The sequence below is a fragment of the Sphingobium sp. genome, from assembly GCF_041987595.1.
Taxonomy (GTDB): domain Bacteria; phylum Pseudomonadota; class Alphaproteobacteria; order Sphingomonadales; family Sphingomonadaceae; genus Sphingobium.
The window spans coordinates 1-229 of the sequence record NZ_JBHIWJ010000136.1 but is presented as its reverse complement, the minus strand read 5'-3'; the positions used below and the strand labels follow the sequence as shown (position 1 = coordinate 229).

Sequence of the window (229 nt, the reverse complement as noted above, 5' to 3'; positions counted from 1 at the left end):
GGCCGGTTTCCGTGCCATTGCGCAGCAGGTAGCCATTATTGGCCGATGAGACGCCGACGGTCGCGCCGGCTGCCGCGTTGCAGACGAGGCCGAAGCTCACGCCGCCAGGCACAGTGCCCGTGGTGCCGGCAAGTTCGCCATAATCAAATTGCAGCGTCGTGCCCGACGCCGTGATGCCGCAGATCTCTTCCACCGTGCCGGTGATTTCGATCGTCAGCTCTGCCGTGCC

At 65.1% G+C, this 229-nt stretch carries 1 protein-coding gene; it reads right to left on the bottom strand.

Going from position 1 to position 229, the window contains the following annotated elements:
• Window positions 1-229, bottom strand: a 229-nt coding sequence (locus ACFC3J_RS20825; RefSeq protein WP_375197902.1) for a hypothetical protein, incomplete at both ends; no start/stop codon positions are given.